Source organism: Leucobacter chironomi DSM 19883, assembly GCF_000421845.1.
Taxonomy (GTDB): domain Bacteria; phylum Actinomycetota; class Actinomycetes; order Actinomycetales; family Microbacteriaceae; genus Leucobacter; species Leucobacter chironomi.
The window spans coordinates 124,068-147,444 of sequence record NZ_ATXU01000001.1 but is presented as its reverse complement, the minus strand read 5'-3'; the positions used below and the strand labels follow the sequence as shown (position 1 = coordinate 147,444).

Below are 23,377 nucleotides of genomic sequence, written 5' to 3'. Positions count from 1 at the left end.
ACTACGCCTGCGCTTCCTTCTCGCCGCGCGCGGCCTCGTACTTCGCCTTCCACTCGGCGTTCATCGGGAAGAGACCGTCGACGGGGGCGCCCTGGGCGACCTGCTCGGCGACCCACGCGTCGGCCTCCTCCTGCGCGGCGGCCTCGCGGGCCACTTCGTCGAGCAGGAAGGGCGGGATCACGATGACGCCGTCGCGGTCGCCCATGATGATGTCGCCGGGCTGCACGGCTGCGCCGCCGCAGGCGATGGTGACGTCGGTCTCCCACGGCACGTGGCGCCGGCCGAGCACGCTGGGGTGCGCGCCCTGCGAGAAGACGGGGATGTCGAACTGCTGCACGGCTGCGAAGTCGCGCACGCCGCCGTCGGTGACGATGCCGGAGGCGCCGCGCACCTGGGCGCGCAGAGCGAGCACGTCGCCCACGGTGCCGGTGGAGGGGATGCCGCGGGCCTCGACGACGAGCACCTCGCCCTCGTTCACGGTGTCGAAGGCGCGCTTCTGGGCGTTGAAGCCGCCGCCGTGCTGCTTGAACAGGTCGGGGCGGAAGGGGATGAAGCGCAGGGTCTTCGCGGTGCCGAGGATCGTGTCGCCCTCGTGGTTCGGGTGCACGCCGTCGATGAAGATGTCGACGTAGCCGCGCTTGCGCAGTGCGGCGGAGACGGTGGCCACGGCCACGCCGTCGAGCAGTTCGCGGATCTCGGCGGTGAGGGGGCTCGACTCGGGCTGCTCGTCGAGCGGGGTGGCGCGGCCGGCGGCGACCGCGGCCGCGTGCTCGTCCTCGCTGCCCCACGCCTCGATGCGCTGCTTGTCGTCGACGGCGGGCGTGTTGCCGAAGTCGCCGAAGGCGTGCTCGCCCTGGGTGACGGTGGTGATGAGGCGGCCGGTGGAGGGTGCGCCGGGCGCGTTCGGCGCGTCGACCTCGACCTCGACGACGTCGCCGGGGATCACGACCGATGAGCCCGCGGGAGTGCCCGTGAGGATGACGTCGCCGGTCTCGAGGGTCATGTGCTGCGAGAGGTCGGCGACGAGCTGGCCGAAGGGGAACTTGAGGGTGTCGCTCGTGTCGTCCTGCGCGAGCTCGCCGTTGACCCAGGTGCGCACGCGCCACTGATCCTGGCCGATGCCGTCGGTGGGGATCGCGGCCGGGCCGACGGGGGTGTAGCCGTCGCCGCCCTTGTTGCGCACGTTGGAGCCCTTGTCTGCGGCGCGCAGGTCGTAGAGGCCGAAGTCGTTGGCGGCGGTGACGAAGGCGACGTGCTTCCAGCCGTCCTCGGGGGAGACCCAGCGGGCTGGTTCACCGATGACGAGGGCGACCTCGCCCTCGAAGGCGAGCAGCTCGGTGCCCGCGGGGCGCTCGATCGTGCTGCCCGTGGGGGCCAGCGAGGAAGCCGGCTTGAAGAAGTAGGAGGGGAATGCGGGGGTGCGGCCGCGCTGCGCGATCCGCGACGGATAGTTGAGATGGACGGCAATGATCTTGCCGGGGGTCTCGATTCCGTACGTCATGGCTACCTCGCTCATCTGGCTCCGTCCGGGGACGGGGCTCGTTGTATTTCTTATCGTATACGATCTGGGCGGTTTTGGGAAGTGCTGGGCGCGACCCGCCGCTTCCCCTGGCACGGAGCCCCGAACGGCTGCTGCTTCGCCTCTGCGATCGGCATTTCGGGACTCCGTGCTTCGGGTGAGGCGGGTGCTAGTAGCTGGAGCGCTCTGCGGTGCCCGCGCCCGTGAAGCGATCCACCATGGCCTCGGTCTGGCGGGCGAGGATCGCGACATCCGCGCCCACGGCGACGAAGGAGGCGCCGGCCGCGATGTAGCGCTCGGCGTCGGCCGGCACGAAGGCGTTGACGCCCACCGGCTTGCCCGCGGCGACGCCGGCGGCGATCGCGCGCAGCACCGACTCCACCACCTCGGGGTGATTCTGCTGCCCGAGCAGCCCCATCGACGCCGCGAGGTCGGAGGGGCCGACGAAGATCGCATCGATCCCGTCGACCGCCACGATCCGCTCGACGTCCGCGATGGCGGTCGCCGACTCGATCTGCACCGTCAGGCTGATCGTCTCCGAGGCGCGGCCGAGATATCCCTCCACCCGATTCCAGCGGGCCGAGCGGGCGAGCGCCGAGCCGACGCCGCGCACCCCGCCGCCGGCCGAGCCGTCCGGGTAGCGCACCGCCCGCACGATCTCGGCGGCCTGCTCGGCGGAGTCGACCATCGGGATCAGCAGGTTCTGCGCGCCGAGGTCGAGGAACTGTTTGATGGTGACGGTGTCCCCGTACGGCGGGCGCACGAGGGGTGCCACGGGGTAGGCCGACATCGCGTAGAGCTGCGCGAGCACCGACTCGAGTCCGTTGGGGGAGTGCTCGGCGTCGAGCAGCACCCAGTCGCAGCCGCTGCCGGCCACGATCTCGGCGGTGATGGGGCTGCCGGCGCAGGCCCACAGGCCGATGAGCGGGCGGTCCGCCGCGTCGAGGCGTTCGCGCAGGGTCGCGGGAAGCTCTACACGAATCGGCATGTCACCGATCCCAGCTCGTGGTAATCGGCGTGCACGGTGTCGCCGCGCTCGACCCACATGGGCTTGGTGAACGAGCCCGCGAGGATGATCTCGCCCGCTTCGAGAGTCTGCCCGTGCTGGGCGAGCTTGTTCGCGAGCCAGGCCACTCCGAGCGCGGGGTGACCGAGCACCGCCCCGGCGACGCCGGAGTCCTCGATGGTCTCGTTGCGGTAGAGCAGCGCCTTCGCCCAGGTGAGGTCGAGCTCGTCGGCCTTCACGGGGCGGCCGCCCAGCACCATCGCGCCCATCGCGGCGTTGTCGCTGATGGTGTCTACGATGGTGCGGCCCTCGAGCTCCAGGTGCGAGTTGAGCACCTCGAGGGCGGGCACCACGTAGGCGGTGGCGTCGAGCACGTCGAAGATCGTGGTGCCCGGGCCCGAGAGCGGCTTCGAGAGCACGAAGGCGAGTTCGACCTCGATGCGCACGTTCGAGTAGCGGTCGAACTCGAGCACCGATCCGGATTCGTAGACCATGTCGTCGTGGATCACGCCGTAGTCGGGTTCGGAGATGCCGGTCGCGACCTGCATCACCTTCGAGGTGAGGCCGATCTTGTGCCCGACGAGGCGGGCTCCTGCCGCGATCCGGCGATCCGACCACACCTTCTGGATGGCGTACGAATCCTCGATCACCATGCCGGGGTAGCGGGAGGTGAGCTTCGGCAGGATCGCGCGATCCTTGTCCGCCTGCACCAGTTCATCCGCGATGGATTCGATCTGTGACTGCTCGAGCACGAGGCCTCCGTTTCTGCGTGTGCGCGGTGCTGCGCTCTGCAGCCCCGCGTCGCCTGACTGTGATCGTATACGATCCGCGGGGCGGAGCGCCAGTGCGCCCCTCGCGAGAACCGTGTCGTTTTCGTGACATTTCTGCCGCGCCGCCCGACTTGTTTTTATTGTCAACGTGCGTAGAATGAAATCCGACGGCACGCCGAAGTGACGTCCATCGCATCTGATGGGACCCTGTTCCCGGGCTGCGCGGTGGAGCTGCAACGGTGCCTCACCCTCACCCACATCTCCGAAGACGAGAGAAGTAGACATGATGAAGAAAACCCTCACGGGCCTCGCAGCCGTCGCTGCAGCGGCGCTCGCGCTGACCGCCTGCTCCTCGGGCGGGGCGGACGCCGGCAACGGGGACGCGGGCGGCGAAGGCGCCGTCGCACCCCTCAACGTCGGCAACTTCCTTGACGTGACCTCCTGGGATCCCGCTCTCGCCGACATCGGCTTCGACGGCCCCTACCTGTCCGCCATCTACGACCCGCTGGTCGTCGACAACGGCAAGGGCGAGCCCGAGGCGGCCCTCGCCACCAAGTGGGAGGTCTCCGAAGACTTCAAGACCATCACGATGGACCTCCGCACCGACGCCGTGTTCTCCAACGGCGAGGAGTTCAACGCCGAGGCCGCGGTCAAGAGCCTCGAGTACCTCAAGCAGGGCGTGCGCTCGCAGGAGGCCTACACCAAGGTCGACAGCTTCGAGGCCGTCGACGAGGACACCATCGCGATCCACCTCAACCAGCGCGACGACACGATCCTGTACTTCATGGGTCTCGGCCGCAGCTACATGATGGCCCCCTCCGCCATCGACGACGGCAGCCTCGCCACCGCCCCCGTCGGATCGGGCCCCTACACGCTCTCCGACTCGAGCGTCGCCGGCTCCGAGTACCACTTCGACAAGGTCGCCGACCACTGGGCCGCAGCCGACTTCCCCTTCGACCCGCTCGTGATCTCGCCGCTCAGCGACCCGACCGCGATGCTCAACGGCCTCGAAGGCGGCCAGTTCAACGTCATCTACGGCGACCAGACCGCGATCGACATGGCCCCCGACTACGATTGGAACGTCAGCTCCGGCGTCGCCACCTGGGTCGGCCTGCAGTTCACGGACCGCACCGGATCCACCGAGATGGGCAAGCCCCTCGGCGACCTCAAGGTGCGCCAGGCCCTCAACTACGCCTTCAACGGCGCTGAGATGCTGGGCGCGATCGGCCAGGGCGCCGGCGTCGACACCAACCAGGTGTTCCCCGACGGCACCACCGGCAACCTGCCCGAGCTGAACGACCTCTACGCGCCGAACATCGAGACCGCGAAGAAGCTGCTCGCCGAGGCGGGCTACGCCGACGGCTTCGAGGTGAAGATGCCGATGGCTCAGCCCTTCCAGGCCTGGCAGGCCACCGTCGAGCAGGTCTTCGGCGAGCTGAACATCAAGGTGACCTGGGACGAGTTCCAGTTCATGGACTACATGGGCAACGCCCCCACCTACCCGATGTTCATCGGCGTGATCTCGATGGACGGCAACGCCGTCGCCACCGTCGAGCGCCAGATCGTCAACCCGCAGTGGTACAACCCCACCCCGGGCGTCGACGGCTTCCCCGAGATCAAGGCGCAGGCCGACAAGGTCTTCACCGCCGAGCCCGGCGAGGCCCAGACGGCCGAGATCGAGAAGCTCAACGAGATGGTCACCGATCAGGCCTTCTACTCGGTGTGGTACCAGGCCAACAACGCCTACATCTCCACGTCGGAGTTCACCGTCACGCCGGTCATCGGCATGATGTTCCCGACGCTCCGCCACATCAACCTCGAAGGCTGATCCGCCGCTGAGCCCCGTTCCCCCGACGCTGTCGAAGGGAACGGGGCTCAACGGCCGGGCCCACCCGTCTCGTCACGCGCGGAGCGAGTCGCAGAATCTCGCCTCCCGCGAGCCTGCGGCTCGCCTCGCCCGCTCGGGACGACGATATGTAACAACTCGACTCAGGAGATCCGATGCTCTCATTCACGCTCAAGCGGCTGCTCTCGGGGGTGATCCTGCTGTTCGCCGTCGCGACAGGCACATTCTTCCTCGCGCACGCCGCGATCCCAGATCCCACGCTCGGCCTGCTCGGCAGCGCCGCAACGCCCGAGGCCCAGGCCGCGCTCGCGCAGAAGATCGGCACGGATCGACCGCTGCTCGTGCAGTTCGGCGACTGGATCGGCGGCATGCTGCGCGGCGACTTCGGCGACTCCTGGAAGAACTTCCAGCCCATCGGCAAGCAGATCGCCCTCAAGCTGCCGGTCACGCTCTCCGTCGTGACCGTCTCCATCCTGCTCTCGGCCGTGCTCGGCGGCGTGCTCGGCGTCGTCGCCGGCCTCCGCCCCAACACCTGGATCGACCGCGCCGTCAAGGCCGGTTCCGTGATCCTCTTCGCGCTGCCCGGCTTCTGGGTCGCGCTCGTGCTCGTGATGACCTTCGCGGTGCAGCTCAAGTGGTTCCCGGCCGTCGGCTACACGCAGCCTTCGCAGTCCGTGGGCGGCTGGCTGCAGTCGATCACGCTGCCGGCGATCGCCCTCGCGCTCGGCGCGATCGTGATGATCGCCGAGCAACTGCGCAACGCCATCATGCAGGCCGACCGCCAGGACTACGTGCGCACGCTGCGCAGCCGCGGCCTGCCCCAGTGGCGCGTCGTGATCCACCTGCTGCGCAACGCCGCCCCGGCCTCGCTCACGATCCTCGCCCTCATGTTCGTCGGCCTGCTCTCGGGCGCCATCGTCGTCGAGCAGATCTTCGCCCTGCCGGGCATCGGCGCCATGACGCAGGGCGCCTCCCAGAACGGCGACATCCCGATGCTGCTCGGCATCACGGTGATCACCGTCATCTTCGTCGTCATCGTCAACTTCCTGCTCGACATCCTGCTCGGCTGGATCAACCCGAAGGCTCGTGTGAAATGACCGCACCGATCACCGACACCGTCGCCGACGCCGTCGACTCGCGCGGCGGCCGCCGCGGCACGACGTTCGCCCGCTTCCTGCGCCGCCCCGCCGGCGCCATCACCACCGTGCTGCTGCTGCTCATCGTGCTCGTCGCGGTGTTCGCGCCCTGGCTCTCGCCCCACGACCCCAACGCGGTCGACCTCGGCCTCACCCGCGCGCTGCCCAGCGCCGAGCACCCGCTCGGCGGCGACACGACCGGCCGCGACGTGCTCAGCCGCATCATCTGGGGCACCCAGATCACCCTGTGGGGCGCCCTCGTCGCGATCGTCACCTCGCTCGTGATCGGCGTGCCCTCGGGCCTCGCCGCCGGCTACTACGGCGGCACCGTCGACCGCATCGGCACCTGGATCAGCGACGGACTCCAGGCCATCCCCGGCATGATCATCCTGCTGATCGTCGCCGCGGCCTTCCGCAACGACTTCACCGTGCTCATGATCACCGTCGGCGTCTTCATGGCCCCCGGCTATTTCCGCCTCACCCGCTCCACGGTCATGGCGGTCCGCGGCGAGGCCTACGTCGACGCGGCGAAGGTGGCGGGCCTGTCCGACATCCGCATCATGGGGCGCCACGTCATCCGCGCCGTCATCGCCCCGATCGTCATCCAGTCGGCCCTCACCGCAGGCATGGCGATGGGTATGCAGGCCGGCCTGCAGTTCCTCGGCATCGGCGGCGGCACCACCCCCGGCTGGGGCGCCGCGATGAACGAGGGCTTCCGCGTCATGCGCACCGATCCGCTGCTGCTGCTCTGGCCCTCGCTCGCGCTCGGCATCACCATCGCCGCGCTCGCCATCATGGGGTCGACGCTCGCCGACGTCATCAGCGTCAAGACGCCGACGCTGTCGCGCCGGGAGCGGAAGCGGATCGCGCGCCTCAACGCCGAGAAGAAGCCCGCCGGCGCCACCGCGACGACGACCGGCTCGATCTCGGTCGCCGCCGTCGACTCGGCGGTGCGCCTCGAGAACCTGCGCGTCAACTACGAGACCGCCGACGGCGAGGTCGAGGTGGTGCACGGCATCACCCTCGACGTGTCGCCCGGCGGAGTGCTCGGCATCGTGGGCGAGTCGGGATCGGGCAAGTCGCAGACGGTGTTCTCGATGCTCGACCTGCTGCCCAAGTCGGGCTACTACACGGCCGACGCGATCTGGATCGGCGGCGAGGACGTCACCACGCTCTCGAAGCGCGACCGGGCCCAGCTGCTCGGGCACGAGATCGGCTACATCCCGCAGGAGCCGATGTCGAACCTCGACCCTTCGTACACGATCGGCTTCCAGCTCACCGAGCCGCTGCGCGCGGTGCACGGCATGAGCCGGACCGAGGCGCGCGACCGGGCGCTCGCGATGCTCGACCGCGTCGGCATCGTCGATCCCGCCCGCGTGATGAAGTCGTACCCGCACGAGCTCTCGGGCGGCATGGCCCAGCGCGTGCTCATCGCCGGTGCGATCGCGGGCCGGCCGTCGGTGCTCGTCGCCGACGAGCCGACCACGGCGCTCGACGTGACGGTGCAGGCCGAGGTGCTCGAACTGCTGCGCGAGCTGCAACAGGAGTACGACATGGCGCTCGTCATCGTCACCCACAACTTCGGCGTCGTCGCCGACCTGTGCGACCGCGTCGTCGTGATGCGCTCGGGGTCGATCGTCGAGATCGACGACGTTGGACCCATCTTCGCGAACCCGCACAGCGACTACACCCGCGAGCTCATCGCGGCCTCGCTCGACGGGGCGGAGAGCCGCGCCGAGCTCGACGCCGGGCTCGCCCGCACCGCACCCGCCCACCCCGGCGCCGTCCACGCCACGAACGAGGAGCAGCACGCATGAGCGAGACGATCCAGTCGCAGACCGCGCCGGCGGTGCAGCCGGCGGCGCACCGCGAGCCCCTGCTGCGGGCCGAGAACGTCGTCGTCGAGTACGGCTCGCGGCGCAAGCCCAACCGGGTGCTGCACGAGGTCTCGCTCGAGATCGGTGCGGGGGAGTGCGTGGGCCTCGTCGGCGAGTCGGGGTCCGGCAAGTCGACGCTCGGCAAGGCGATCCTCGGCCTCGTGCCCGTCGCGGGCGGCTCGATCACCTTCGACGGCCGCGACATCACGCACCTCAAGGGCCGCGCGCGGCGCGACCTCGCCTCCGACATCCAGGTCGTCTTCCAGGATCCCTACGGATCGCTGAACCCGATGATGACCGTCGGCGACATCCTCGCCGAGCCGCTCTCGACCGCTGGCACCTCCCGCGCCGAAGCGCGCAAGGTGGTGGGCGAGATGCTGGAGCGCGTGAACTTGCCGGCGAGCGTGATCGACCGCTATCCGAGCGAGTTCTCGGGCGGCCAGCGGCAGCGGATCGCGATCGCGCGTGCTCTCGTGCGCCGACCGCGGCTCATCATCTGCGACGAGCCGGTGAGCGCGCTCGACCTCACCACGCAGGCGACGGTGCTCGACCTACTCATCGAGCTGCAGCGCGACACCGGGGTGTCGTACCTGTTCGTCTCGCACGACCTGGGCGTCGTTCGGCGCATCTGCCACCGCGTCGCCGTGATGTACCGCGGCAACCTGGTCGAGATCGGCGACGGCGAGCTGGTGACGCGGGATCCGCAGCACCCCTACAGCCAGCGCCTGCTCGCGGCCTCGCCCGTGGCCGACCCGGCACTGCAGGCCGAGCGCCGCGCCGAGTGGCTGTCGCTCCGCGAGGCGCCCGCGGCGTAGTCCGCCCGCCCCTGGGCTGCCCCTAGGCTCCGGCCCCCGGGGTCTGCCCCCCCAACCCCTGCCCTAAGCTCTATCCCCCTGCCGTACCCTTGCCCTTGCCCGCAGCTCAGGGCGTGGATCGCAGCTCAGGCGGAGGTTCTCGCTGAGAACCTCCGCCTGAGCTGCGATCCACTGCACGAACTGCGGGGGTGTCGGCGGCGTGGACTTCGCTCACAGGGGCGGGTTCGCGGTGTGTGCAGCGCAGTTGTGCACAGATGTCGGGGTGGGTGCTGGTAGGGGGTGAGGCCTCGGCGAGCATGGGGGCATGAGGCTGACATCAGAGCTGTACCGGGGCGGTGGGATCATGCGCGCCAGCGAGTTGCAGGCTCGAGGATTCTCGGTCCACGCGCTGCGCACGGCGCTGGCGAAGGGCGAGGTGATCCGGCCGCAGCGGGGGTGGATCGCGTTGCGTTCGGCCGATCCCGAACTGGTCTACGCGGTCGAGCGTGGCGTGCTGCTCAGCTGCGTCTCGGTGACCGCGAGACTCGGACTGTGGCGCAAGCATGACGACGGCCCGCACTTCGCCGTGCGCGCCCCGCACGCGCATGCGCCGGTGCGCATCGGGCACCCACTCCACTGGGGCCTCCCCGTGCGGCGTCGGGAACCAGGCATGATCCTCGACTCCATCGAAAACGCGCTCAACTACGTCGCGAGCTGTCAGCCTCCTGAAGAAGCTCTCGCGGTTTGGGAATCCGCGCTGAATCGTGGCCTCGTGACGTTAGAAGCCCTGCGGGGCTACCAGTACATCGGGCGCGCGAAGGAGATTCTCCTCGCCGCGACGCCGTTCTCCGACTCCGGGGTAGAGAGCTACGTCATGCGGAGACTGCGATCGCTCCGGCTGCGCTTCGTGGCGCAGGCGTTTCTGCTGGGACACCGGGTCGACTTTCTTATCGAAGGGTGGCTCGTGCTGCAGATCGACGGCGGTCACCACACCGGTGAGCAGCGCGACGCGGACAATCGCCATGACGCCGAACTCGCCCTGAATGGATATCGCACCATTCGTGTCGGCTACCACCAGGTTTTCTCCGCCTGGCCCGAGGTGCAGGAATCGATCATGCGTGCCATCTCGCAGGGCCGGCCCCGCAGTTCAGGGGGTGGATCGCAGTTCACACGGAGCTTTTCGAGCGAAAGCTCAGCATGAGCTGCGATCCACCCCCTGAACTGCGGGGGTCGGGGTCGGGGGGCGGGCGGGGAGGGGTGACCCCGGCGCGGGATTTGGGGGAGTGGGCGGGGATCCGGGAGGTCCGGCGTGGCGTCGCGCAATCCGCGGTAGGATTGTATGATGACCAATTCTGAAAACGTCGACGTAGGCGAGCCCATCGAGACCGCCACCGACGAAGCCTCCACCGAGGCTGCTGTACCGGCTGCAACCCAGCCCGAAGTTCCCGCGGAGGCCGAGACCCCGGCCGGCACCGCATCCGAGACCACCCCCGAGGCGCCGGCCGAACCCCAGACCGAAGCCGCCGCGCCCGCCGAGAACACCGCGCCTGAGGCCGCCGAGACCGAGGTTGACGCAGCCGCCGAGTCGGAGACCGAGACCCCGGCAGAAGCCGCGTCCGAGGCCGAGCCCGCTGCGGCCCAGCCCGAGGCTGCGGCCGAACAGGAGCCTGCTACTGAAAAGGCGCCTGCGGCCGAAAAGGCGGCCGAAAAGCCGCGCACCACCTTCGCCGACCTCGGGCTCAACCCCGACGTGCTGCGCGCCATCACCGACGTGGGCTACGAGAACCCCTCGGCCATCCAGGCGGCGACCATCCCCGTGCTGCTCAGCGGCCGCGACGTCGTGGGCCTCGCCCAGACCGGCACCGGCAAGACCGCGGCGTTCGCGCTGCCGATCCTCTCCCGCATCGAGCCGGGCCTCGGGGTGCCGCAGGCCATCGTGCTGGCCCCCACCCGAGAGCTCGCGCTGCAGGTCTGCGAGGCCTTCGAGTCTTACGCCTCGCACCTGCCCGAGGTGCGGCTGCTGCCCGTCTACGGCGGCCAGGCCTACGGCCAGCAGCTGAGCGCGCTCCGCCGCGGCGTCGACATCGTGGTGGGTACGCCCGGCCGCGTGATGGACCACCTCAACCGCGGTTCGCTCGACCTCTCGCAGATCAAGTACCTCGTGCTCGACGAGGCCGACGAGATGCTCAAGATGGGCTTCGCGGAGGACGTCGAGACGATTCTCGCCGACACCCCCGCCGAGAAGCAGGTCGCGCTGTTCTCCGCGACGATGCCGGCCCAGATCCGCCGCATCTCGCAGCAGCACCTCAACGACCCGCAGGAGGTGAAGATCGCGGGGAAGACGCAGACGAGCTCGAACATCACCCAGCGGTACACCGTGGTGTCGTACACGCAGAAGCTCGATGCGCTCACCCGCATCCTCGAGGTGGAGGAGTTCGACGGCCTCATCGTCTTCACCCGCACCCGCGGCGACTCCGAGCAGGTGGCTGAGAAGCTGCGCGCTCGCGGCTATTCGGCGGCCGCCATCAACGGCGACATCCAGCAGGCTCAGCGCGAGCGCACTGTGCAGGCGCTCAAGGACGGCAAGCTCGACATCCTCGTGGCGACCGACGTGGCGGCGCGCGGTCTCGACGTGGAGCGCATCAGCCACGTCGTGAACTACGACCTGCCGATCGACACCGAGAGCTACGTGCACCGCATCGGCCGCACGGGCCGCGCCGGCCGCACGGGCGACGCGATCAGCTTCGTCACGCCGCGCGAGCGCCGTCTGCTCAGCGCCATCGAGAAGGCCACGAAGCAGCCGCTCACCCAGATGCCGCTGCCGCGCGTGGACGAGGTCAACGCGACCCGCCTCTCGCGCTTCGACGACGCCATCACGGCGGCGCTCGAGGAGACCAAGCGCATCGAGGCCTTCCGCGACATCATCGATCACTATGTGCGCCACCACAACGTGCCCGAGGCCGACGTGGCCGCCGCGCTCGCGGTGGTCTCGCAGGGCGAGACGCCGCTGCTGCTCTCGGAATCCGACGACCGCAAGTTCGAACGCGACCGGGCGCAGGCTGCGCGGTTCCTCGAGGACGGTTCGCGGGATCGCGCCCGCGGCGACCGGCCCGAGCGCGGCGATCGGAGCGAGCGTGCGGATCGCGGTCCGCGCGAGCGCCGTGACGACCTGGCCATGTACCGGATCGAGGTGGGACACCGCCAGAAGGTGAAGCCCGGACAGATCGTGGGCGCTCTCGCGAACGAGGGCGGACTGTCGCGCGACGACTTCGGACGCATCCAGATCCGCGACGAGTTCACGCTCGTCGAGCTGCCGAAGCAGCTGTCGGCCGAGGCGCTCGAGCGGCTCGCGCAGACGCGCATCAGCGGCAAGCTCATCGACATGGCGGTCGACAAGGGCGGTTCCTACGGCGGCGGTCGTGACCGCTTCGACCGCGGCGACCGAGGCGGCCGCAACGATCGTGGCGATCGCAACGACCGTTCGGGCGGCTACCAGCGCCGGGACCGGGACGACCGTGGCGGTTACGGCCGCGGCAACGGCGGCTACGATCGTTCCGATCGCGGCGGCTACGATCGTTCCGATCGCGGATCGCGCGATGATCGCGGCGGCTACGATCGCGGCGGCCGCAATGACCGCTCGGATCGCGGCGGCTACGACCGGGACCGTGGCGGACGAGGCGGTTACGATCGAGACGATCGTCGCGGCGGCTACGACCGCGGCGGCAACCGCGATGGCGGCTACCGCGATGGCGGCTACCGCGACGGCGGCAACCGCGATGGCGGCTACCGCGACGGCGGGAACCGCGACGGCGGCAGCAATCGGGCGGACGGCAAGCGCAAGCCGCGCTGGTAGCGCGTCGAGCCTCTGACGAGTGCTCCGAAGCATTGACGGCTGCGGCCCGGGAACTCTCGACTGAGAGATCCCGGGCCGCAGCCGTTCGCGCGGGCTGCGGGCGACGCCCCGGCCCTGCGCCTCAGGAGAGCGCCGGGGCGTCCCAGAGGCGCAGGCGCGTGCCGATGCCGCGTTCGAGCGCGTTGCGGTACACCTTCGTGGCCCAGGCGACGTCTTGCACGGGCAGGCCGCCCGTGCCGAACACGAACACCTCGTCTTCGTGCTCACGCCCGCGGGCGATGCCGGGGATGATCTCGCCGAGGTCTTCGAAGCGCTCGGCCGGCATCCGCCCGTCTCGCACGCGTTCCACGAGATTCACGCCCCACAGCCCGACGGTCTCGAAGGCGGGAGCGGGCACTTCGTCGACCCACACCTCGTAGATGCGCCGCGCGTCGACCACGTGCCGCGCCCGACGCACGAGCGCCTCGTCGAGCGCGAGGTGCGACGGGCAGAACACGAGCGCCCCGGGCTGCACCCAGTCGTCGACGATGAAGGGGTAGTGCTGCGATCCCGAGGGGCTCGGCACCGCGATGCTCACGATGTCGGATCCGCGCACCGCGGCTTCCATGGTGTCGACCGCTTCGACGGTCGTGACCGAGGGGGAGTGCTCCCGCACCCACGCGATGAACGCGGCCACGTCGGCGTCGACGATGCCGTAGACCTTCACGGCGTCGATCGCGGGGCGCACCGCCATGAACGCTTCAAAGGAGGCCCGGTTGATCGGCCCGGGACCCACGACGCCGATGGTGCGCGCCCCCTCGCGTGCGAGATACCGGGCGCCGACGCCGGGCACCGCTCCGGTGCGGTAGGCGCTCAGCAGATTGGCCGACATGATGGCGAGGGGCGCCCCGGTGTCGGTGTCGTTGAGGGTGTACATCAGGATGGAGCGAGGGAGGCCCCGTCGCCGATTCTCGACGTTCGAGCCGTACCACTTGCATCCCGTGGTGCGGTAGTCGCCGCCGAGGTAGGCGGGCATCGCCATGAAGCGGCGGTCCGGCCCGTCGGCCGGCATGCCGGGGAACACGGGATGCTCGGGGAACGAGAGCATTGCTCCGTGAGAGAGGCCGTCGTGCCCCGCCATGCGGTAGTCGCCGCGCGCGAAGAGCGCGAGCACATCGGCCATCGTGTCGACGCAGGCGGCCATGTCGGTCACGCCGGCGGCGATCATGTCGGGCTCGTCGAGGTAGAGGAAGTCGAGGCCGGGGTCGGCGGTCACGGGGCTCCTTCGGCGAGGCGGGGCTGGTCCGAGGCGGGGCGATCCGCCGGCTGCTGCTGCTCGGGACGGCGGATCGCGGGCGTTCAGACGGTGGTGAAGACCTTGCTCGTGATGCGCCACACGCCGTCGCGCTTGATGAGTCCGAAGTGATTGCGGAAGTCGGCGCCGAGGAAGCCCCGCTCGTCGAGCACGGCGTGCGCGACGTCGCCGGTGACCGTCACGCTGTGGATCTCGGACGAGTACTCGGGGCCGGCGGGTTCGGCCGTCGCGACCACGTTCGCCGCGAAGTCGGCGCCGCTCATCGTGGCGTAGTCGGGGCCGAGGTAGCCCCACATCACCGCGTTCGGGTCGAAGGCGTCCCGCACGACATCGGCGTCGGCGGCTGCGCACCCGTCGACGTACTTCTGCACTGCGGCCTCGACGGCTGCTGCTTCACTCATGACTGCTGCTCTTTCACTATGGAATCGGAGACGTGCTGCTGGTCATCGGCGCAGAGGGGGAGCGTTCGCGGACCGAACGCTCCCCCTCCGCACTTCCTCTCGGGATCAGCGTCCGCTGATCACCTGGGGCTCGGCGACGGCCTTCAGGCCCTCGACGCCGAACTCGCGGCCGTAGCCCGACTTCTTCGCGCCGCCGAACGGCACCATCGGGTGGAGCCCGCCGTGCGAGTTGATCCACGTGGTGCCGGCCTGGAGACGGCCGGCCACCTCGAGCGCCTTCGCGCGATCCTGCGTCCACACCGAGGAGCCGAGACCGAACTCGAGCTCGTTCGCGAGCTTGATGACCTGGTCGAGGTCGCTGTAGCGGATGATCGGCAGCGCCGGTCCGAACTGCTCCTCGACCACGAGGTCGTTGTGCGGATCGATGTCGGCGACGATCGTGGTCGGGTAGAAGTTGCCGGGTGCGTCGCGATCCGGCTCGCCGCCGAGCACCACGCGAGCGCCCGAGGCCTTGGCGGCTTCGACCAGGCGGTCGACGGTGTCGAACTGGCCGCGGTTCTGCAGCGGGCCGAGCACGTTGTTCTCGTCGAGGCCGACGCCCATCGGCACGTTCGCGGCGAACTTCGCGAGCTCCTCGACCACGGCGTCGTACACCGAGTCGTGCACGTAGAGGCGCTTCAGCGCGGCGCAGGTCTGGCCGGTGTTGATGAACGCGCCCCAGAACAGATCCTCGGCGATGGCCGCGGGATCCACATCGGGCAGCACGATGCCGGCGTCGTTGCCGCCGAGCTCGAGCGTGAGGCGGGTCACGTTGTTCGCAGAGGCCTCGATGATCTGCTGGCCCACCGGGGTCGAGCCCGTGAACATGATCTTGCCGATCTTCGGGCTGCGGGTGAGCGCGTCGCCCACGGTGCGGCCGGGGCCGGTGACGATGTTGAGCACGCCCTCGGGCAGCACCTGGTTCATCACGGCGACGAGCGCGCGCACCGACAGTGCGGTGGTGTCGGCCGGCTTGATGACGACGGTGTTGCCCATGCGCAGCGACGGTGCGATCTGCCAGATCGAGATCATCATGGGCCAGTTCCAGGGCGAGATCGCGCCGACCACGCCGATGGGGCGGTAGTGCATCTCGGCGTAGCCCGACTCGTCGTCGATGATGACCTCGACGGGCAGGGGCGTCTCGGCCGCGGTGCGGGTCCAGGCGACGCAGCCGCCCACCTCGAAGCGGGCGTTGGGGCCGTTGAGGGGCTTGCCCTGCTCGCGCGAGAGCAGCTCGGCGAGCGCCTCGGCCGAGGCCTCGATCTTGTCGGCGGCCTGGTGCAGGTACGCACGGCGCTCGTCGTCGCTGAGCGCAGCCCACGCGGGCTGCGCGGCCTCGGCCTTGTCGATCGCGGCCTCGAGATCCTCGATCGACTGCTTCTGCACCTTGCCGATCACCTCGTCGGTGGCCGGGTTGACCGAGTCGCGCGTCTCGCCGTCAGTGGCGACGATCGCTGCGAGCAGGCTTTCGTAGGTTTCCATGGATCCTCCAGGTCGAATACCGCTAGACATCATCAGGGTAGCTCTCCGCGCAGAGGAGGGCTTGACTCGTGCGGTGCCCCCGTTGTCTCTGAGGGAACAGTCGGCACGGGCCCCGTCGCGGTGCCCGGCAGGGACGCCGCTTCGGCCTCCGCCCGCGCCCGCGGGGTGAGGGGGCGCCGGGCGTCCGCCGGAGCCAGCCGCCGCACCGCGAGCCAGCCGATGAGCGCGGCGGCCGCCGAGGCCGCGGCGATGCTCGTCGCCATCGTCGCCGCCGAGCTGCCGGCGAGCGCCGACACCACGGGGGCGGCCACCGCCCCCGCCGTGAACATCGCCATGCCGAGCAGCGCCGACGCGGTGCCCGCGCGGGCACCGTGCCCGCCGAGGGCGAGCGAGGTGCCGTTCGGGCCGCCGAGCCCGGCCGCGCCCAGATACAGCGCGAGCAGGGCGATGAACACGGGCGCTGGTGCCCCGAGCAAGGTGGCGCCGAGCAGTGCGCACGCCGCGACGGCACCCGCGAGCTGGCCCGTCAGGTACATGCGGGCCGTGCCCAAGCGGCGCACGAAGACGCGGCTGAGCTGCGCGCCGCCCAGCTGGGAGAGCGCGTTCATCGCGAAGACGAGGCTGAAGAGCTGCGGTGTGAGCCCGAACTGGCCCTGCAGCACGAAGCTCGACATCGACAGATACGAGAAGAACGCCGCACCGCCCAGGCACGCCGCCAGCATCAGCGCCACGAACAGCGGATCGCGCAGCACCACCGAGGCGTGGCTCGCCGTCGTGCCGAGCACGCTGCCCGAATGCCGCCCGCTCTCGGGCAGCGACTCGCGCAGCCCGAACACGGCCACGAACACGAGCGCGAGGCCGATCCCGGCCAGCACGAAGAAGATGCCGCGCCAGTCCATCACCCGCGCCAGCTGGCCGCCGATCACCGGCGCGATGATCGGAGTGAGCGAGGTCACCAGCGCCAGCAGCGACAGCATCCGCGACAGCTCGATCCCGTGGAACAGGTCGCGCGCGACGGCCATGCTGATCACCACGCCCGCCGATCCCGCGAGCCCCTGCAGCAGCCGAGCCGCGAGCAGCACCTCGATCGTCGGCGCCACGGCGCACACCGCGGAGAGCACCGCGAACAGCACCACGCCCACGATGAGCGGCCGCTTGCGGCCGAAGCGGTCCGAGAGCGGGCCCGCGACGAGCTGGCCGATGCCGAGGCCGATCATGCACACCGACATCGTCGCCTGCGCGAGCGCGTCGGAGGTGCCGAGCGTGCGCGCCAGCTGGGGCAGCTGCGGCAGGTACAGGTCCATCGAGAGCGGGCCGAACGCTTCGAGCAGGCCGAGCACCAGCGTGATGCGCAGCAGCCCCATCGGCCGGGCGGGGGAGCCCCCCGCCCGCCGGCGCGTGCGCGCGCTCATCGGGCGAGGATCCGGCGCCACCAGCTGTCGCGGGCGTCGTTCGCCGCCCGCGACACGGTGGCGTCCGGCGAGAAGCCGGTGAAGCCGTGGTACCCGCCGGACCAGACGTGCAGCTCGGCGTCGCCGCCCGCCGCCCAGATGCGGCTCGCGTAGTCGACGGACTCGTCGCGGAACACCTCGGCCGAGCCGACCTCGATGAACGCGGGCGGCAGCCCGGAGAGGTCGGTCGCGCGGGCTGGCGCCTGATAGGCGTGCACGCGCTCGCCGCCGCGGTCGGCGCCGAGCGCCGCGTCCCAGCCGGTGTCGTTGTTGTTGCGATCCCAGGCGCCGATGCCGTCGTACTGCCACGCCGAGACCGTCGTGTTGCGGTCGTCGATCATGGGGCAGCCCACGAGCTGGCCGGCGATCGCGGGGCCGCCGCGGTCCCGCGCGATGAGCGACACCGCGGCGGTGAGGCCGCCGCCGGCGGAGGCCCCCGAGACGACGATGCGGTCGGGGTCGATGCCGAGCTCGTCGGCGTGCTGCGCCATCCACACCAGCGCCGCGTAGCAGTCCTCGGCCGCGGCCGGGGCGGGATGCTCGGGGGCGAGGCGGTACTCGACCGCGACGCCCACCGTGCCGAATCGCTCGGCGAGGTCGATCAGCTCGGCGGTGCCGAAGAAGCGGGTGCCGAGGACGTAGCCGCCGCCGTGGATGCCGAGCACGCCGGGGCGGGCGGGGGCGGAACCGGCGGGCGTCGCCTCGCCGGCGGGCGTCGCCGCCTTGCCGGGCGTCGCCGCCTCGCGGGGGCGCACGATCGTCACCTCGACGTCGGGGGCGCCCGCGGGGCCGGGGATCGTGCGGTGCTCCCACTCGATCGCGCGGCCGTCGGCCTGCACCTCCATCGACGGCGTGATCGAGGCGAAGTGGGCGCGGTTCTCGAGGATCGTGTGGGCGCGCAGCGGGATCCGCTCCACGAGGTCGAGGAAGAAGGCGAGGCCCGCTTCGAGCTCGGGGTCGTAGGGGACCGTCGCGGGGCGGATCTCCGGCTCGACGGCGCGGTAGGGCTGCTGGGCGGTCATCGCTCGACCCCCGCCCCGATCATGCGGGCGATCCACGAGTCGCGCGATGCGAGCGCGGCTCGGGTGATCTCGGCGTCGGGCATGTACATGTCGAAGCCGTGGCAGCCGCCGGCCCAGACGTGCAGTTCGGCTTGGCCGCCGGTCGCCCAGATGCGGGTGGCGTAGTCGACGTCCTCGTCGCGGAACATCTCGGCAGCGCCGACCTCGATGAAGGCGGGCGGCAGGCCGGAGAGATCCGCGGCGCGCGATGGGGCCGCGGTGGCGGGCGCCTGCTCCGAGTAGGCCAGTTCGGTGCCGAGTACGCATTCCCAGGCGAGCAGGTTCGCGTCGCGCGTCCAGGTGCCGATGCCGTCGTACTGCAGGCTCGACACGGTCGAGTTGGTGTTGTCGAGCATGGGGCACAGCAGCAGCTGCCCGGCGATCGCGGGGCCGCCGCGGTCGCGGGCCATGAGCGACACCGCAGCGGCGAAGGCGCCGCCCGCGCTGCCGCCCATCACGATGAGGCGACCCGGATCGACACCCAGCTCGTCGGAGTGCTCCGCGACCCAGCGGGTGGCGGCGTAGTTGTCCTCGGCTCCCGCCGGGTACGGGTCCTCGGGGGCGAGGCGGTACTCGACGTTGACGCCGACCACGCCGTGCCGCTCGACGAGGTCGAGCACGCGGCCGTGCTCCCAGGAGCGGTGGCCGACGATCATGCCGCCGCCGTGGAAGTTGACGAGTACGGGCAGTGGATCGGGGCCGCGATCCGCCGGCGCGAACACCGTGATCTCGAGGTCGGGGGCGCCGTCGGGGCCGGGGATGACCCGCTCCTCGGCGGTGACCGCGCGGCCGGCGACCAGTTCGGCGCCGCTCGGGAAGCCCGGGCCGAGCCCGGGTTCGCGCATCGCGGCCAGGGTCTCGCGGCTGAGCCCCGGCTGCGGGGCGGCCGCGAGCGCTTCGAGCACGGGGGCGATCTCGCGGTCGAAGGGCACGGGGGCGACGGTGGGGCGGCCGTGCGCGACGGGGCGGGCGGATCCGGTTCCGGCGGTCGTCTCGGTGACGTCGGTGCTCATGGTCACGGCCCCTCGGGATCGACGAGGCCGCGGTCCGCCCAGAACGGTTCGACGCGCGCCCGGATGGTCTCGGCGCCGACGCGGTCGAGCAGCTCGAGGCTGCCGAGGTTGGCTTCGAGCTGTGCCGCGCTCGACGTGCCGAACAGGGTGGTCGCGGTCGCCGGGTGGGTGAGCGTGAACGCGACCGCCAGCTGCGCGGGGGTGCCGCCGAGTTCTTCGGCGAGGGCGACGAAGGCGGGGACGTCGTCGATGATGCGCTGGCGGATGCCGCCCGGATCGCGGCCGACCTCCCGCTCCGTCGACACCTTGCCGGCGAGGTAGCCGCCCTCCATCACGTCGGAGGCCTGCATGGAGAGCCCCTGTTCCCACAGCCGTGCGAACGGCTCGCCGTCCGGGATGGAGCGGCGGGAGACGCTGTACTTGAGCTGCGCGATCTCGGGGGCGGCGATGCCCTCGGCCGCTGCGATGTCGAGCAGGGCCTGCACGTTCGACGCCGACCAGTTGTTCACGCCCCAGGCGCGGATGAGGCCCGCGCGCTGCAGTTCGTCGAGGCTGAGCGCGATGTCGCGCAGTTCGAGGTCGTCGCGGCGCAGATCGCCGAGGATCACGAGGTCGGCGTGGTCGTCGCCGACGCGGAAGAGGGCGTTCTCGAGCTGGGGGCGGAAGCCGCGGTCGGCGTCCCAGCCCTCGAGCCAGAGCTTCTCGGAGAGTAGGTATTCGTCGCGTGGCACGCCCACGGCCCGGATGATCGCCGAGAACAGCACGTCGGTGAAGGCGGGCGGCATGCCGGGGGCGCCGTAGACGCCCACGTCGAAGAGGTTGATGCCGCGGTCGACGGCGGTGCGCACCATCGCGACGGCGTCCTCGAAGTGCATGCGGTCGTAGATGTGCCACGAGCCGAGGGCGAAGACGGAGGTCTCGAGCTCGCTGCGGCCGATGCGGCGGCGGGGAACGGGGGTGGTCATGGGGATCCTTTCGTGGAGTCTGCGTGCGGCGCGGCGGCGGATCAGGACGCGTCGATCCGCGGATCGATCACGGCCTTGACCTCGCCCAGCCGGTGCATGTTCGCGATGCGGTCGGAGGCCTCTGCGAGGCCGCAGGGCTGCGAGAACAGCTCGTCCCAGGGGAAGCGGTCGGCGAAGGTGCGGAAGAACTCGATGGAGCGGAAGTAGTCGGAGACGTCGCCGTTCAGCGAGCCGACGACGGTGAGCTCCTTGCCCATGATGGCCGAGAGCGGGAAGGGGTCGCCGGTGGGGCCGGTCGAGCCGACGATGGCGACGGTGCCGCGCTGGGCGGCCATGCCGATGGCCTCGGGGCCGATGCTCGGCGCGCCGGCGAAGTCGAGCACCAGGTCGGCGCCCTGGCCGCCGGTGATCTCCATCACGCGCGCGATCGTCGCCTCGGAGCCGCCCGCGATGTCGATCGTGTGGGTGGCGCCGAAGCGCTCGGCGAGTGCCAGGCGGGGGGCCGGCGCTCCCACTGTGATGACGGTGCCGGCGCCGGAGATGCTGGCGACGGCGGTGGCGAACAGCCCGAGCGCGCCGGATCCCTGCACGACGACGCGGGATCCGGGGCGCACTCCGCCCGCGCGGTCGAAGGCGCGCAGCACCGTCTTCGCGGCGCAGCCCGCGGCGGAGGCCCAGGTGTCCTTGACCTCGGCGGGGAGGCGCAGCTTCTGCGCGCCGGGGGTGACGTAGGCGTACTCCGAGAGGCCGGCGGTGGCGTAGGGCGGCACGTCGCTGCGCTGCAGGAAGCCGTAGCCGCGCCGGGAGCACGCGACCGGCTGGCGCAGCACGGTGCAGCCGAAGCACTGGCCGCACACCGACTCGGACCAGCCGATCCGGTCGCCCACCGCGAGCGGCTCGCCGAGGGCGTCGACCGCGCCGTCGCCAACGGCGATGACCTCGCCCACCATCTCGTGTCCGAGCACCATCGGCAGCATGCCCGGGAAGGTCATCTTGCCCGCCCAGATCTCGATGTCGGTGCCGCAGAGGGTGGTGCAGGTGATGCGCACGAGCGCGGCGCCCGGCTCGATGCGGTCGGGGAGGGGCAGCTCCTGCATCTCGAGCGGGGCTCCGTGCTCGGTGAGCACGGCTGCGCGCGTGGATGTGGGAATCGTCATCGAAAGCTCCATTCCGTGGGATGTCGGCATGGCGTCGTTGCCCGGATGCCGAGGATGTGGTTTTATTCTACATACGTTGACCCAAACGGGAAGCCCCGATTCGCTGATGAGTCGCGGGCCTCGCTGTTGCGAGAGAATCCACTGAGACGGAGTGCATCCATGACACCGAAGCGGAGCGCATCATGACGCGGCGCAGTGCGGCGACCACGGGCGGCAGCGCCCCCACGGCACCCGGCGGAACCGCCGACCTCGTGCTGCTCGGCGGCGCCGTGCTCACGATGGACGAGACCGGCAGCCGCGCCGACGCGGTGGCCGTGGCCGACGGCCGCATCCTCGCCGTCGGCGCGCGGGCCGAGATCGAACCGCTCATCGGCGAAGGCACCCGCGTCATCGAACTCGACGGCCGCGCACTGCTGCCCGGCATCAACGACTCCCACCTGCACGCCACCTGGCTCGGAGCCCGCTGGCCCCACACCTTCTTCGGCGCCCCCGACCCCGAGGCTGCGGCGCAGGTGAGCGGCGTGCTCGCCGCGGACCGCGAGGCCCGTCGCACCGCGATCCTCACCGCCGGCCGCATGCTCTCCGAAGTCGGCATCACCAGCTACACCGAACCCGGCATCGGGCCCGGTGAAGACGACGGCGAAACCGGCTGCTTCCACAGCGAAGTGCTCGACGTCTACCGCGAGCTCGCCGCCGCGGGGGAGCTGCGGCAGCGCGTCACCATGCTCGCCCTGTACGGCGTGCTCGACGGGCCGAGCGACGTCGAGACGGTGCTCTCCGGCATCCGCGAGCGCGCCGCCGCCGCACCCGAACCCGACCCCGCCTGGCTCAACATGCCCGGCGTCAAGATCTTCGGCGACCTCATCCCGCTCTCCCGCCAGGCCTGGACCGAGCGGCCCTACGACGATGGCACCCACGGCGACCTGCTCGTGAACGGCGACAGCATCGAGCAGAAGGCCGAACGGCTCGCCGAGATGATCCGCTCCGCGCACGCCGCCGGCCTGCAGATCGGCCTCCACGCCACCGGCGACCGCACCATCGGGCTCGCCCTCGACGCGATCGCGGACGCCGCGGCCCAGCCCGGTGCCCCCTCCGCCCAGCAGCTCGGCCACGTCATCATCCACGGCGACCTCGCCACCGCTGAGCAGGTGCGCCGCATGGCCGAGCTCGGCGTGTGGCTCAACGCGCAGCCCGGCATCGCATCTATCACCGGCGCGTGGCTCACCGCGATGATGGGCCCCGACGCCGCCGCCGAGGCCTGGCAGTTCGGCGCCGCGCTCGACGCCGAAGTGCTCGTGCTCTCGTCGGACGCGCCCGTGCTGCACCACGACTGGCGTCACTGGATCGCTGCCGCCGAGGAGCGCATCGTCGCGATGGGCGGCGACGCCTCGCCCGACGCCGCGCGCGCCCGGCTGCACCGCCTGCTGCGCGCCTACACCGCGGTGCCCGCGGCCCAGGACCGGGCGGCGTCGTGGAAGGGCACCGTCGAGGTCGGCAAGGTCGCCGACCTGGTGGTGCTCGCGAGCGACCCCTTCGAGGTCGGCGCCGCCGGCCTGCCCGAGGTTCCCGTCGACCTCACCGTGCTCGACGGCCGCGTGATCTTCGAGCGATAGCAGCGGCGGGGCCGGGGCTGCTACGGCAGGCTCCGGCACCGCCTCGGCCGGGAGCGCCCTGACCGGCACCGCCTCGGTCGGCACCGCCTCGGTCGGCACC

General features: G+C 70.9%; 18 protein-coding genes. 7 read left to right on the top strand and 11 right to left on the bottom strand.

Annotation, left to right across the window (positions count from 1 at the left end):
• Position 1: 1 nt before the first annotated feature.
• The 3 genes from H629_RS0100575 to H629_RS0100565 form a co-directional block, all read right to left on the bottom strand.
• On the bottom strand, positions 2-1,501 hold the full coding sequence (locus H629_RS0100575; protein WP_024355414.1) for a fumarylacetoacetate hydrolase family protein: 1,500 nt from the start codon (positions 1,499-1,501) through the stop codon (positions 2-4).
• Positions 1,502-1,688: 187 nt separating this feature from the next.
• On the bottom strand, positions 1,689-2,507 hold the full coding sequence (locus tag H629_RS0100570) for an HpcH/HpaI aldolase family protein (protein ID WP_024355413.1): 819 nt from the start codon (positions 2,505-2,507) through the stop codon (positions 1,689-1,691).
• Positions 2,492-3,277 (bottom strand): fumarylacetoacetate hydrolase family protein, encoded by a 786-nt coding sequence (locus H629_RS0100565; protein ID WP_024355412.1) that lies wholly within the window; start codon positions 3,275-3,277, stop codon positions 2,492-2,494. Before H629_RS0100565 ends, H629_RS0100570 begins: the two co-directional genes overlap by 16 nt.
• A gap of 301 nt (positions 3,278-3,578) precedes the next feature.
• Between H629_RS0100565 and H629_RS0100560 the strand changes: the two genes are divergently transcribed.
• The 6 genes from H629_RS0100560 (at position 3,579) to H629_RS0100535 (ending at position 12,801) form a co-directional block, all read left to right on the top strand.
• Positions 3,579-5,123 carry an ABC transporter substrate-binding protein gene (locus tag H629_RS0100560; RefSeq protein WP_084705307.1) on the top strand — a complete coding sequence of 515 codons (1,545 nt, stop codon included), beginning with the start codon at positions 3,579-3,581 and terminating at the stop codon, positions 5,121-5,123.
• Positions 5,124-5,296: 173 nt separating this feature from the next.
• Positions 5,297-6,238 (top strand): ABC transporter permease, encoded by a 942-nt coding sequence (locus H629_RS0100555; protein ID WP_024355410.1) that lies wholly within the window; start codon positions 5,297-5,299, stop codon positions 6,236-6,238.
• Positions 6,235-8,094, top strand: coding sequence for a dipeptide/oligopeptide/nickel ABC transporter permease/ATP-binding protein (locus H629_RS0100550; RefSeq protein ID WP_024355409.1), 1,860 nt, complete (start codon positions 6,235-6,237; stop codon positions 8,092-8,094). Before H629_RS0100555 ends, H629_RS0100550 begins: the two co-directional genes overlap by 4 nt.
• A complete protein-coding gene (locus tag H629_RS0100545) occupies positions 8,091-8,969 on the top strand; it encodes an ABC transporter ATP-binding protein (RefSeq protein WP_024355408.1) in 879 nt (292 codons plus the stop codon). The genes H629_RS0100550 and H629_RS0100545 overlap by 4 nt, the downstream gene beginning before the upstream one ends.
• A 343-nt stretch (positions 8,970-9,312) precedes the next feature.
• On the top strand, positions 9,313-10,149 hold the full coding sequence (locus H629_RS15610; protein WP_240470983.1) for an endonuclease domain-containing protein: 837 nt from the start codon (positions 9,313-9,315) through the stop codon (positions 10,147-10,149).
• Between the two features lie 141 nt (positions 10,150-10,290).
• Positions 10,291-12,801 (top strand): DEAD/DEAH box helicase, encoded by a 2,511-nt coding sequence (locus H629_RS0100535; protein WP_024355406.1) that lies wholly within the window; start codon positions 10,291-10,293, stop codon positions 12,799-12,801.
• A 121-nt stretch (positions 12,802-12,922) separates the two neighbouring features.
• On the opposite strand, the gene H629_RS0100530 is transcribed toward H629_RS0100535, so the two are convergent.
• The 8 genes from H629_RS0100530 to H629_RS0100495 all read right to left on the bottom strand — a co-directional run bounded on the left by H629_RS0100530 (position 12,923) and on the right by H629_RS0100495 (position 21,664).
• Positions 12,923-14,056: a tyramine oxidase subunit B gene (locus tag H629_RS0100530; protein ID WP_024355405.1), complete on the bottom strand. Its 1,134-nt coding sequence runs from the start codon at positions 14,054-14,056 to the stop codon at positions 12,923-12,925.
• An 83-nt stretch (positions 14,057-14,139) separates the two neighbouring features.
• On the bottom strand, positions 14,140-14,496 hold the full coding sequence (locus H629_RS0100525) for a nuclear transport factor 2 family protein (protein WP_024355404.1): 357 nt from the start codon (positions 14,494-14,496) through the stop codon (positions 14,140-14,142).
• 105 nt (positions 14,497-14,601) lie between these two features.
• Positions 14,602-16,017, bottom strand: coding sequence for an aldehyde dehydrogenase family protein (locus tag H629_RS0100520; RefSeq protein WP_024355403.1), 1,416 nt, complete (start codon positions 16,015-16,017; stop codon positions 14,602-14,604).
• Between the two features lie 32 nt (positions 16,018-16,049).
• A complete protein-coding gene (locus H629_RS0100515; protein ID WP_240470982.1) occupies positions 16,050-17,429 on the bottom strand; it encodes a multidrug effflux MFS transporter in 1,380 nt (459 codons plus the stop codon).
• Complete coding sequence (locus H629_RS0100510; RefSeq protein ID WP_029746376.1) at positions 17,426-18,490, bottom strand: alpha/beta hydrolase; 1,065 nt, start codon at positions 18,488-18,490, stop codon at positions 17,426-17,428. Before H629_RS0100510 ends, H629_RS0100515 begins: the two co-directional genes overlap by 4 nt.
• Complete coding sequence (locus H629_RS0100505) at positions 18,487-19,542, bottom strand: alpha/beta hydrolase (protein ID WP_084705306.1); 1,056 nt, start codon at positions 19,540-19,542, stop codon at positions 18,487-18,489. Before H629_RS0100505 ends, H629_RS0100510 begins: the two co-directional genes overlap by 4 nt.
• A gap of 2 nt (positions 19,543-19,544) precedes the next feature.
• Positions 19,545-20,507, bottom strand: coding sequence for an aldo/keto reductase (locus tag H629_RS0100500; RefSeq protein ID WP_024355399.1), 963 nt, complete (start codon positions 20,505-20,507; stop codon positions 19,545-19,547).
• Between the two features lie 41 nt (positions 20,508-20,548).
• Complete coding sequence (locus H629_RS0100495) at positions 20,549-21,664, bottom strand: zinc-binding dehydrogenase (RefSeq protein ID WP_024355398.1); 1,116 nt, start codon at positions 21,662-21,664, stop codon at positions 20,549-20,551.
• Between the two features lie 182 nt (positions 21,665-21,846).
• Here H629_RS0100495 and H629_RS0100490 point away from each other — a divergent pair, with 182 nt between their 5' ends.
• Positions 21,847-23,277: an amidohydrolase gene (locus H629_RS0100490; RefSeq protein WP_024355397.1), complete on the top strand. Its 1,431-nt coding sequence runs from the start codon at positions 21,847-21,849 to the stop codon at positions 23,275-23,277.
• Positions 23,278-23,377: the final 100 nt, after the last annotated feature.